At 46.3% G+C, this 14,248-nt stretch carries 2 protein-coding genes; both read right to left on the bottom strand.

Annotated features, from left to right (window positions below):
• Positions 1-124 precede the first annotated feature (124 nt).
• Positions 125-1,423: an MFS transporter gene (locus tag JSQ80_RS26040; RefSeq protein ID WP_206097382.1), complete on the bottom strand. Its 1,299-nt coding sequence runs from the start codon at positions 1,421-1,423 to the stop codon at positions 125-127.
• Positions 1,424-1,525: 102 nt separating this feature from the next.
• Complete coding sequence (locus JSQ80_RS26035; RefSeq protein WP_206097381.1) at positions 1,526-14,227, bottom strand: non-ribosomal peptide synthetase; 12,702 nt, start codon at positions 14,225-14,227, stop codon at positions 1,526-1,528.
• Positions 14,228-14,248 lie beyond the last annotated feature (21 nt).

Genomic DNA, 14,248 nt, shown 5'->3' with positions numbered 1-14,248 from the left:
AATATTTTCTAACAATTCTCTGAAGAATTTTTCAGCATAGACGAACAATTAATGCCTACATCATACACAATGAAGACCAAGCTGCGACACTGTGCAAACAAGAACTATTACCACCAGCATTAACTCATCCTGGATATGATATTTTTTCCTTATCAATGTTTAGTATATCTTCACTTAACGATACTTTTCTAAATGTTAGTTTACTTGCTATTGCTATAAGAATCATGAACATGAAGGCGCATAACACGGGTACATATACGTTTGCGTTGAAATTCTCAAATACTACACCATATATAGCTTGCCCAATTGGCATAACGCATGATGCGGCAGACATTACAATCGCCATTACTTTTCCGAGTATTTCTTTTGGAGAATGCTTCTGCACAAGCGTGATTATAAATACATTCATAAGTGTTGCCACAATCACGATTAGACCAGCGCTACTTATTAACAATGTAAATGATGTAGCAAATCCAAACTCATATAATGATGGCATGACTGCCACTGCCATAACGACTGTGAGCATCGCCGCAATAAACATCAGCCAATGCATGCGTGACAATGTTAACTTGTATGAAACAATCCCAGTTGCTAATGCACCAACAATTACACTCAGTTCAATAATTCCCATACCCAAACCATACATTGTGTCGCTACTGTGCATCGTTATCCGAAGCATATACGGAACACCGACGAAAAACATCGGTGAAAAAAACAAATTGACCAAGGCAGCTAATACAACTAAACGAAAAATAAACGGTTTCTGATATAAGATATAACGAACACCATCCTTCATATCACGAGCAATCACTGACACAAATCTTCCGCCCCAATCCCTCTTTTCATATGGTATATGAATGAACATTTCCATTACCGAAGACAGGAAGAAAGCTGTACAACTCGCCACCAAAAGTGTGTTAATCCCAAGTGCTGCATATAACAATCCGCCCAGGACAGGACCAAGCATGCCAGCTAGTGCACCTATGCTAGCTACCACACCATTCGCACTAGCCAATTGTTGATCACTTACAAGAACAGGTACAATTGACTGCACTGTAGGTTGGTATATACTGGACATAATGGCCAGTAAGCCCAATGTTATTCCTATAACCAATATTGAGATACCACCTGCTATCATTGTCAACACTAGTGATAATACGACAATTCCTGCGCAAGCATCGAGAATAATCATCAAATTACGGCGGTTGAACCGATCGGCTATTGCCCCGCCAATCGGTGTTAACACGATTCCTGGAATTGCTGATAATGCTAACACTAATGCGAACACATCGGCCCGCCCTGTAACGTCAAGCACATACAAATCCAAGGCAAAGCGTAATACTGCAGAACCAAGAACAGAAACAATTTGGCCAATAACGATAAGATTGAAGTTCCGATTGAATAACATACTGTTATTGTCCAAGTAACGATACACCTCCATCTGCGATTTCATAAAACGCTCAACTCACATACTGAGTTGAGCGTGACTGAATGATCGTTAGTTAATCGAGTTATATTCTTCCCATCATACTTTGCTATTATCTTTATCTTTCAAACTGACATGCTGGACAATCTGAATCCATCTTAAAAACAACGATTGAATATAATCCGAATTGAGGGTGCGATTTAAAATCTTTGCCTCGAAATAAACAGCTTCTTCATTCATAGTAAAAGAGAATGAGAAATCACAGTATTCCGTATAGCCTTTATTTCCTGTGAACTGATATAAAAACATCGGAAATAACCCATTTTGCTTGTAATCAATAATAAATTTTGCTTGTGTACATTTTGGAGCTGCTTGTTTCTTGCTATTTACGTTCTCCAACAATACATTCAAGTCGTCGTGATTACAGATCTCGAACGATGAAAAAGTATTATTCGCCCCATAGCAAACCGACAGCTCCTGCTGACCTGTCGCCTCGATAACACTATATGTGTACAGAAACAATAGCCACGACTCCAGTGCTGTCTCGCTCTCTGATTGCATTTCCTTCAGTACATGAAATAAATCACTGTTATCTTCGAAATGGAATACGAATACCTTGTTCCTACTACCTAACAGATACGAATCTGGGAACGGAACTTGTGCACATCTCAATGCTGTTTGACTGCTTACATCTATGAACGTTGCCAGCTGGGCGATAGTAGGATTTGCGAATATATCGCCCACTTTTACAATCCCTGGGTACCTTTCTTCAATTCGAGCCAACATACTCATGATTAATAATGAATTTCCGCCTAGTTCAAAGAAATTATCATAAATGCCGATTTGCTCACTCACAAGAATGTCACGCCAAATGGTTACAAGTTCCTTCTCCCTATCGTTTTGCGCGGCAACAAATGTATCGTGTTCCACAAGGGCACGCACGTTTGGCGAAGGCAACCGATGTTTATCCACTTTCCCTGAGCTTGTGACAGGAATTTGCTCCAATTGCACAATAAACGATGGAATCATGTACGATGGAAGGAACTTCTTTAAGTTTTGTTTAATCTCAAATGGATCAACCACTGTATGAGATACTATATACCCACATAACGATTGGATTTCATGATTATTAGTTGCAACCACAACCGCATCTTGGATCCCTGCCAGCTGCCGCAGCGCATTTTCCACTTCTCCTGGCTCTATCCGGAACCCCCTGATCTTCACTTGATCATCAATACGGCCTAAATAGGCTATGTTCCCGTCCGGCAACCATTTGGCTAAGTCTCCCGACCGGTACAGTTTTCCTTCCCCGTATGGATTCTCAATAAACTTCTCTGCGGTTAGTGCCGGAAGGTTCAAGTACCCCTTTGCCACACCGCTGCCTGCAATACATAACTCCCCGGGTACACCTATCCCGCATAGCTTCATGCCATCCATAATATAGATTTGCGTATTGCTCGTTGGTTTCCCAATCGGTACAGGATAGGGAATGTCACTCTCTCCATCGTATTCCCATCCCGTTGCCAATACTGTGCTTTCCGTCGGGCCATAGGCATTGATATATCGTGTACCGCTCCCTGCCTTTTCGATCATCTCCGCGTTTGCTGCCGATCCCCCTGTCGTCAGTACCCGTAGTCCGCTTATATCCGTCTGTAGATAGTATTGCGGCGGCAGCAACGTCAACGTGATTCCGTTTTTCTTGATAAAAGCGTTAAAGCTGCTCACATCCGATAGAACCGCTTGGGACACGAGGGTCAGCTTTGCACCCAGCAAAAGCGACAGTGTCATCTCCCATACGGAGGCGTCAAATATATAGTTGGCAAACTGAAGCACGTTATCTTGCTGCGTCACTTCATACTTCTCCTGCAGGTAACTCCGCATCGCAACTACGCCGCTGTGCGCTAACATTACCCCTTTGGGCTGCCCCGTCGTTCCGGAGGTATAGATAATATAAGCCAAATCATCGGGGCGATTGACTGGCTCCGGATTGTCGCTTTGCCCTTCCCAGAGCTTATCGTCCGCCAGATTAATCGTCGGCAGATCCGTTTCAATCGTAGCTTTATACACTAGCACTGCCTTTGGTTTGCAGTCATTTAGGATAAACTGCATACGCTCTGCTGGGATGGTAGGATCGACTGGCACATACGCGCCACCTGCCTTGATGATGCCATACATCCCGGCAATCATCTCCACACTTCGCTCTGCTACGATAACCACGCGGTCATCCGGTTTAATGTGCAGTCTGCGAAGCGCCCATGCCACTTGGTTGATTTTTTGGTTTAATGCGTCATACGTCACATGGTTATCTTCATATACAACGGCGATTGCATCCGGGGTGTGAGCAACCTGCTCTTCCCATAATGCTGGAATCGTTTTATCCTTTGCATACGCTAAGCTCGTATCATTAAATGCACCTAGTATCTGTTCTTTCTCTTCCCCTGTTATGGTCTCAAGTTCAGACAACTTCATTTCTGGGTTTACTGCTAGGGCATGTAGCACATGTTCTAGCCGCGTAAGCATTTGTACAATGTCCTCATTCGCATACACATTCGGATTGTAAAGCATTTCACAGACTATTTTCTCCCCCGACTCGTATGCGCATAACGTCAAGTTGTATGGAGGTTGGTCGCGGGATGACGTAATCTCGTACGTGAAATCGGTTAGCTTATCCTCATCCACATAATAGTTTTCAAACGCATAGAGCACTTGAATCAAGTGCTGTTTCTGCTCCGTCTGCGCTTGAATCTCTGCAAGCGAACAATAAGCATATTGTTCACTTTCCGACCCTTGCTGCTGCATGTCTTTGAACAGACTCATGACACTCATGCCTTCTTTGCTCGCTACACGCACAGGGATCGTATTAATAAACAGACCGACGATATCTTCTATTCCCCGCACATCGCTTTGCCGTCCGGATGTTACTTTCCCGAATACCACATCTTTTTGTCCGCTGTATGCTTGCAAGACAACTCCCCAGGCCGTTTCTACGACATTACTCACCGTCATGTGATGGGCGGATGTCAGTTCTTTTATCCGCAATCTGTCCTCAGGTGTCAAGGTAATCGCTAGGCGCTCCACTTGCTGTTCGCTCGCTTGCGGTGTATACACGGGTTTAATCTCCGCGACTTCTTCATACCCTGCTAATACGTCTGACCAGTAAGACAGCCCTTTTTCTTGATCCTGTTTTTCCAGCCATACGATATAATCTTCGTAGGAGGCCCGATCCTGCTTGTCCTTGATTACCTGCTTCTTTAGATCAGATGGCAAAGCCCCTTTTTGCAGCGCTTGATATAGTCGATTGAACTCCCCGTATACCGCCGATAGACACCAACCATCCATAATAATGTGATGGAAATTCCAGATCAATTGATAACAGTCTTTTGACAGGACGACGTGGTGTACACGCAATAACGAGTCTTGTGCGAGGTCAAAGCCTCGCTGGATTTGATCGTGTGCGATCGCTTCCACCATTTCTGCCTGCACTGTTGCTTCTACTCCCGTGAGGTCTGTTCTTTCGTATTCCACTTCCCTCTCTCGGATCACGACTTGTTTGGGCATCGATATATCTTTATGAATAATCGCCGTACGCAGCACTTCGTGTCGTATCGCAAGAAGTTTGAGTGCCTGCTTCACCATGTACTCATCGGCATAGCCTTGCCCTATAAAAATATTCTGATTTCTATAGGCTGTCGATTCGGGTTCGGCGATGCTATGGTATAGCATCCCTTTCTGCAGGGAAGTGAGTCCGTATATTCGCTCGACCTGAGATGAACCACCGACTGCTTGTTGAATGACCGATAAATCCGTTCGGGTTAAATGCGCTGCCCGGTAGTCAGACGGTGTCTGCACCGTTTCTTTTATCGCGATACAGTGGTCTTTTATCGCAAGTAACGCTGCCAGGTATCGTTCCCTAAAGGATTGCATCCTCTCACGGGATAGATAGGAGCGGTTGTATCCGATCACCAACTGCAGCTTTCCATCCATGATGCCCCCGTTGACGATCATCTTGCGAAAGACGGTATTTTCAGCGGCTGATCCCTTGCCCGAACTAAAGAAGTGTAGTTTTTTCCCCTTCGCTTCAGCGTCCATTTGTCCCATGTAGTTAAACATGACTTCAAGCGGCCGGACTGGCAATTCATCCTGTAATAGACCATATCCAAGGCCTCGGTTCGGGATTTGACGTAGCGTCTCTTTGGTTGTAATGATACTTTCTGCTATATCCTCATGACACGGGACCAGCACTGGATATATACTTGTAAACCATCCGACCGTCCGGTCGATATCGATCCGCTTATGAATCGGTTCTCTTCCGTGTCCTTCCATGCCTATCGTTACATCTCTTGCCCCTGTTAGTTGCTTCACGGCCATTCCCAAGGCGCTAATAAGCAAGTCATTGATCTCGGTATGATAGGCCCGACCTGCCTGGTGGATCAGCTGCTCGGTTTCTTTTTCATTTAAATGTATCGTGCAACTGTCATAACCGCTTTCTCCCGTCTGTTCGTCCATTCCAAGTTCCCCGGACTCCATCTGCGTGGCTACTTGTTCCCAGTACGCCCGTTCTTTCTGCAAGAGGTGGCTGTCCTTATATTCTGCCAACGCCTCCGCCCATGCCTTATATGACGCTGTCTTTGCCGGGAATCGGATCTTGGCCCCTTCTTTTACTTGCTGGATGGCTGTGCCGATATCTTCCTGCAGGATACGCCACGATACGCCGTCCACCACAAGATGATGGATCCCTAGAAATAGCAAATTCCCTTCACCCGTCCGGAACATCGCTGCCTTCACCAGCGGCCCTTCTTCTAAGTTGATACTGCTGTGCAGTTCCGTACATGCCGCTTCCATGAGTGCTGCTGCTTGTTCTTCGCTAAAGTCATACACCTTTAGCTCATACGCTTTGCTGGCACTCACCTTTACAATCTCTAGCTGACCTTCCCGGTAGATAGACCGCAACATATCATGATGCGCTATAAGGGCATCCAGCACTTCCCGAAGCTGCTTCTCATCTTCCAGATCAATCTCCATCAGCATGTCCTGATTGAAGTGGTGTGGCTTAGGAAGATTCCAGGACGCAAACTCTCTGACGATCGGTGTCAGCGGTACGAGGCCACTTACTTCAGCTTGCTCGTACTGTTCCTCTAGGGCAGACTTTTGTGCCGCATAGCTAATCGCCTCAACGGTATACTTTTGCATAATATCTTTGATGGCGATTTGATATCCTGCACTTCTTAGCTTCGACACGATCCGTATCGCTTTGATCGAGTCCCCGCCCAGTTCAAAGAAGCTGTCCTGCGTGCCGACTCGCTCAACGCCCAGTACTTCACTAAAGATATTACATAGTTGCGCTTCAAGTTCGTTTTTCGGAGCCGTGTATTCCTTCTCGCTTACTGCCACGATCTCCGGCAGCGCCCGTTTATCCAGCTTGCCGTTGCGCGTCACCGGCAGTTGATCAATCTGCATCATATACGCGGGCACCATATAAGCCGGCAGCACTTCCTCCAAGTCCTGTCTCACCGCTTGCAGTTGGACTTGATCTTTCGATATGAGGTAGGCAAACAGCGCTTTCTCTCCGTCATGGGTTTCCCGTACGATGACCGCCGCATCTTGGATTCCTGCCAGTTGCCGCAGCGCATTTTCTACTTCTCCCAGCTCGATCCGGAACCCCCTGATCTTCACTTGGTCATCAATACGGCCCAAATAGGCTATGTTCCCGTCCGGCAACCATTTGGCTAAGTCCCCCGACCGGTACATCCGCTCCCCTGGTACAAAAGGGTTCGCTACGAATTTTTTATTCGTTAGTTCCGGTTTGTTGAGGTAGCCTCTTGCGACGCCGACGCCTGCCACACACAATTCCCCGGGCACACCAATCCCGCATAGCTTGTCCCCATCTAGCATATAGATCTTCAGTGTAGGGAGTGCCTTTCCGACGTCGTTTACATCTAGCGCAATATCTTCTGCCGTGATCGCTTTGTACGTTACATGGACAGTCGTCTCTGTTATCCCGTACATATTCACGATGTTCATCTCCGGATACTTCGCATGCCATGCCTTTAATTTCCCTACCTGCAGCGCCTCTCCGGCAAAGATTAGATGTTTGACGCACAGTCTCTCCCCTGCTTCTGCTAGCTCAACTTGCATCAGATTATAAAAAGAGGATGGCACTTGGTTTAGTACCGTTACCCTTTTTTCACGTAGTATATCTAAAAAGGCGTAGCTGTCCTTTTTGGCGTCGTTAGGTACGACGACAAGGTGACCTCCGTATAATAGCGCTCCATACATTTCCCATACCGATACGTCAAAGTTGTAGGCTGCAAACAGGCTCCATACATCCTCTTCATGGAAATCAAACGGCATGTCATCGTTTTTCATCAACCGGACGACACATTCATGTTCGATTATCGTTCCCTTTGGTTCACCTGTCGTGCCTGACGTATATATGATATATAGAGCATCTTGCGGTGCGATGGATACATCCGGATTGGCTTCCAGCTCTGTTCTGTGTGGTACATCCGATATACCTGGTATATTCGCATACAGATGCTCTATCGCATATATTCCTCCTTGCTGAAATGAAACTGTATGTTCTTTTCCTTGATTGACAAGAAGCAAGCTTGCACCACTATCCGACAGTGTATACTGGATACGGTCTTGTAGTGCCTCTGGATCGATTGGCACATAGACATATCCGGCCTTCACTACTCCGAGTATCCCGATGACCATATCAATATTGCGTTCTAACAGCAACGCTACCATCGTTTCGCCTTTGCCTGTTTCGTGCTCGGCTTTAGTAGCAAGCAGCCGATTGGCAACGATGTTCGCCTTCGCATTCAACTCCGCATACGTCAGTTGCTCCGTCCCGCAAGATACCGCTATCCGATCCGGTGTTTTCTTCACCTGCGCCTCAAATAAGCTTTTGATCGATTCCTCGTGCGGATATTGGGTTGGCTTAGTTTGAAACGCACCTAGTATCTGCTCTTTTTCTTCTTCTGTTGTCGTCTCGAGTTCAGATACCTTCATTTCTGGATTTACGGCTAAGGCATGTAGCACATGTTCTAACCTCGCAAGCATTTGTGCAATTTCCTCATTCGCATACACATTCGGATTGTAAAGCATTTCACAGACTATTTTCTCCCCCGACTCGTATGCGCATAACGTCAAGTTGTACTGGTTTTGATCGCGGCCAGATACGATCTTATGCGTGAAATCTGTTAGCTTATCCTCATCTACATAATAGTTTTCAAACGCATAGAGCACTTGAATCAAGTGCTGTTTCTGCTCCGTCTGTGCTTGAATCTCTGCAAGCGAACAATAGCCATATTGTTCACTTTCCGACCCTTGCTGCTGCATGTCTTTGAGCAGACTCATGACACTCATGCCTTCTTTGCTCGCTACACGCACAGGGATCGTATTAATAAACAGACCGACGATATCTTCTATTCCCCGCACATCGCTTTGCCGTCCAGATGTTACTTTCCCGAATACCACATCTTTTTGTCCGCTGTATGCTTGCAAGACAACTCCCCAGGCCGTTTCCACGACATTACTCACCGTCATGTGATGGGCGGATGTCAGTTCTTTTATCCGCAATCTGTCCTCAGGTGTTAAGGTAATCGCTAGGCGCTCCACTTGCTGTTCGCTCGCTTGCGGTGTATACACGGGTTTAATCTCCGCGACTTCTTCATACCCTGCTAATACGTCTGACCAGTAAGACAGCCCTTTTTCTTGATCCTGTTTTTCTAGCCATACGATATAATCTTCGTAGGAGGCCCGATCCTGCTTGTCCTTGATTACCTGCTTCTTTAGATCAGATGGCAAAGCCCCTTGTTGCAGCGCTTGATAGAGTCGATTGAACTCCCCGTATACCGCCGATAGACTCCAACCATCCATAATAATGTGATGGAAATTCCAGATCAATTGATAACAGTCTTTTGACAGGACGACGTGGTGTACACGCAATAACGAGTCTTGTGCGAGGTCAAAGCCTCGCTGGATTTGATCGTGTACGATCGCTTCCACCATTTCTGCCTGTACGCTTGCTTCTACTCCCGTGAGGTCCGTTCTTTCGTATTCCACTTCCCTCTCTCGGATCACGACTTGTTTTGGTATCGATATATCTTTATGAATAATCGCCGTACGCAGCACTTCGTGTCGTATCGCAAGAAGTTTGAGTGCCTGCTTCACCATGTACTCATCGGCATAGCCTTGCCCTATAAAAATATTCTGATTTCTATAGGCTGTCGATTCAGGTTCGGCGATGCTATGGTATAGCATTCCTTTCTGCAGGGAAGTGAGTCCGTATATTCGCTCGACCTGAGATGAACCACCGACTGCTTGTTGAATGACCGATAAATCTGTTCGGGTTAAATGCGCTGCCCGGTAATCAGACGGTGTCTGAACCGTTTCTTTTATCGCGATACAGTGGTCTTTTATCGCAAGTAACGCTGCCCGGTATCGTTCACTAAAGGATTGCATCCTCCCACGGGATAGATAGGAGCAGTTGTACCCGATCGTCAGCTGTAGCTTTCCATCCATGATGCCCCCGTTGACGATCATCTTGCGAAAGACGGTATTTTCAGCGGCTGATCCCTTGCCCGAACTAAAGAAGTGTAGTTTTTTCCCCTTCGCTTCAGCGTCCATTTGTCCCATGTAGTTAAACATGACTTCAAGCGGCCGGACTGGCAATTCATCCTGTAATAGACCATATCCAAGGCCTCGGTTCGGGATTTGACGTAGCGTCTCTTTGGTTGTAATGATACTTTCTGCTATATCCTCATGACACGGGACCACCACCGGATATATACTTGTAAACCAGCCGACTGTCCGGTCGATATCGATCCGCTTATGAATCGGTTCTCTTCCGTGTCCTTCCATGCCTATCGTTACATCTCTTGCCCCTGTTAGTTGCTTCACGGCCATTCCCAGGGCGCTAATAAGCAAGTCATTGATCTCGGTATGATAGGCCCGACCTGCCTGGTGGATCAGCTGCTCGGTTTCTTCCTTATTTAAATGTATCGTGCAACTGTCATAACCGCTTTCTCCTGTCTGTTCGTCCATCCTGAGTTCGCCTGCCGCCATCTGCGTGACTACTTGTTCCCAGTACACCCGTTCTTTCTGCAAGAGGTGGCTGTCCTTATATTCCACCAACGCCTCCGCCCATGCCTTATATGACGCTGTCTTTGCCGGGAATCGGATCTTGGTCCCTTCTTTTACTTGCCGGATGGCTGTGCCGATATCTTCTTGCAGGATACGCCACGATACGCCGTCCACAACAAGATGATGGATCCCTAGAAACAGCAGATTCCCTTCACCCGTCCGGAACATCGCTGCCTTCACCAGCGGCCCTTCTTCTAAGTTGATACTGCTGTGCAGTTCCGTACATGCCGCTTCCATCAGTTCAGCTGCTGCTGGTTCTTCGCTAAAGTCATACACCTTTAGCTCATACGCTTTGCTGGCACTCACCTTTACAATCTCTAGCTGACCTTCCCGGTAGATAGACCGCAACATATCATGATGCGCTATAAGGGCATCAAGCACTTCCCGAAGCTGCTTCTCATCTTCCAGATCAATCTCCATCAGCATGTCCTGATTGAAGTGGTGTGGCTTAGGAAGATTCCAGGACGCAAACTCTCTGACGATCGGTGTCAGCGGTACGAGGCCACTTACTTCAGCTTGCTCGTACTGTTCCTCTAGGGCAGACTTTTGTGCCGCATAGCTAATCGCCTCAACGGTATACTTTTGCATAATATCTTTGATGGCGATTTGATATCCTGCACTTCTTAGCTTCGACACGATCCGTATCGCTTTGATCGAGTCCCCGCCCAGCTCAAAGAAGCTGTCCTGCGTGCCGACTCGCTCTACGCCCAGTACTTCACTAAAGATATGGCATAGTTGCGCTTCAAGTTCGTTTTTCGGAGCCGTGTATTCCTTCTCGCTTACTGCCACGATCTCCGGCAGCGCCCGTTTATCCAGCTTGCCGTTGCGCGTCATCGGCAGTTGATCTATCTGCATCATATATGCGGGCACCATATAGGCCGGCAGCACTTCTTCCAAGTCTCGTCTCACCGCTTGCAGCTGGACTTGATCTTTCGATATGAGGTAGGCAAACAGCGCTTTCTCTCCGTCATGGGTTTCCCGCACGATGACCGCCGCATCTTGGATTCCTTCCAGTTGCCGCAGCGCATTTTCCACTTCTCCCGGCTCGATCCGGAACCCCCTGATCTTCACTTGGTCATCAATACGGCCCAAATAGGCTATGTTCCCGTCCGGCAACCATTTGGCTAAGTCTCCCGACCGGTACAGTTTTCCTTCCCCGTATGGATTCTCAATAAACTTCTCTGCGGTTAGTGCCGGAAGGTTCAAGTACCCTTTTGCCACACCGCTGCCTGCAATACATAACTCCCCGGGTACACCTATCCCGCATAGCTTCATGCCATCCATAATATAGATTTGCGTATTGCTCGTTGGTTTCCCAATCGGTACAGGATTGGGAATGTCACTCTCTCCATCGTATTCCCATCCCGTTGCCAATACTGTGCTTTCCGTCGGGCCATAGGCATTGATATATCGTGTACCGCTTCCTGCCTTTTCGATCATCTCCGCGTTTGCTGCCGATCCCCCAGTCGTCAGTACCCGTAGTCCGCTTATATCCGTCTGCAGATAGTATTGCGGCGGCAGCAACGTCAACGTGATTCTGTTTTTCTTGATAAAAGCGTTAAAGCTGCTCACATCCGATAGAACCGCTTGGGACACAAGGGTTAGCTTTGCACCCAGCAAAAGCGACAGTGTCATCTCCCATACGGAGGCGTCAAATATATAGTTGGCAAACTGAAGCACGTTATCTTGCTGCGTCACTTCATACTTCTCCTGCAGGTAACTCCGCATCGCAACTACGCCGCTGTGCGCTAACATTACCCCTTTGGGCTGCCCCGTCGTTCCGGAGGTATAGATAATATAAGCCAAATCATCGGGGCGATTGACTTGCTCCGGATTGTCGCTTTGCCCTTCCCAGAGCTTATCGTCCGCCAGATTAATCGTCGGCAGATCCGTTTCAATCGTAGCTTTATACACAAGCACTGCCTTTGGTTTGCAGTCATTTAGGATAAACTGCATACGCTCCGCTGGGATGGTAGGATCGACTGGCACATACGCGCCACCTGCCTTGATGATGCCATACATCCCGGCAATCATCTCCACACTTCGCTCTGCTACGATAACCACGCGGTCATCCGGTTTAATGTGCAGTCTGCGAAGCGCCCATGCCACTTGGTTGATTTTTTGGTTTAATGCGTCATACGTCACATCGTTGTCTTCATATACAACGGCGATGGCATCCGGGGTGTGAGCAACCTGCTCTTCCCATAATGCTGGAATCGTTTTATCCTTTGCATACGCTAAGCTCGTATCATTAAATGCACCTAGTATCTGTTCTTTCTCTTCCTCTGTTATCGTCTCAAGTTCAGACAACTTCATTTCTGGGTTGTTGGCGAAAGAGAGTAAGACAACTTGTAAGCGCAATAACATTGCTTCTATTTCCTTTGATCCATAGCGATTTGACGCATACTGCATCTGAAAACGCAAATACCCGTGTTCATAATTTGCGATTAAGACTAAATCATAATTAGTTTGCTCCCGATAAGTTTCTATATTTAACCCAAGTCCCTCACTGTGCTGTGTCAATAAAGTCTCATCAAGCTCATAATTTTCAAAGGCATATAAATACTTGATCAACTCTGATTTTTGCTTCGTTAAACTCATAATTTGCTGTAAGGGACAATAAGAATAAGCTGTACTTTTCGTTCCTTGTAGCTGCGTGCTGTGCAAAACTTCTACAACTATATCATCTTCTTTATACCTGATTCTTGCGGGAATCGTCACGATAAATGGACCCACAATCTTTTCAATTCCTCTAATTGGAACATGCCTGCCTGAAATTACCTTGCCATAAACAACATCTTTGGCACCTGTATACAATTGCAGTACAATTCCCCAGGCTGTTTCCACAATCGTATTCATCGTAATATGATGGGTGGCAGCGAGATTTTGCAAACTTGCCGTCTGTTCTTTAGATAATTTCATTTCACTCAAAGAAACGGTTTCCACCGCTAATGGCGTTTGCTCCGTTGACTTTATGTCCGCTGCTCCATCATAGTCAGATAATAATTCTTCCCAATACGCAATGCCTTCATTAGCATTTTGCTGCTCCAGCCACTTTACATAATCTCCATATTTTTCGATTCTCTTCTTGTCAGTTTCCACTATCGACATGATAGATTGCAAGCTCTTTCCATGTTCAAGCATGTCATAATACGTTTTGAAATCACTGAACAAAATAGATAAACTCCAACCATCAATAATGATGTGATGAAAAGTCCATAACATCTTATATTGGTTTGCTCCAAAATGAACGAGCTTGACCCTTAATAAAGAATCGCGTTGTAGATCAAACCCGCGCTCCACATCAAGTTGCGCAATCATATCCATTTTATTGTTTCGATCATATGCCGCAATATCCGATAAATCTATCCGTTCATATTCTATTGCCCGGTTCTTGAGTATAATTTGTCTTGGCACAGTCAATTTCTCAAATACGATGGAAGTTCTTAAAACGTCATGCTTCATCGTTACAAGTTGTATTGCCTCTTTTACCTTTTGTTCATTAATCAGACCATTCAGTTCAAAACGATGCTGAACGACATAAGCGGTAGAATCACCATTCATCAGCTTATGAAACAGCATTCCTTCTTGTACTGGGGTAAGAGAATAAATATTCTCAATTTTGGAACCTAAAACCATTTTCGAGCTCATGTCTGCTCCTCCACCTTATAG

Origin of the sequence: Paenibacillus apiarius (genome assembly GCF_017052585.1) — a bacterium.
Lineage (GTDB): Bacteria > Bacillota > Bacilli > Paenibacillales > Paenibacillaceae > Paenibacillus_B > Paenibacillus_B apiarius.
This window is presented reverse-complemented; position numbering and strand designations above follow the sequence as displayed.

Coding starts and splice junctions, on each gene's coding strand:
- JSQ80_RS26035 (WP_206097381.1), bottom strand. CDS start 14,227: ATGAGCTCGAAAATGGTTTTAGGTTCCAAAATTGAGAATATTTATTCT.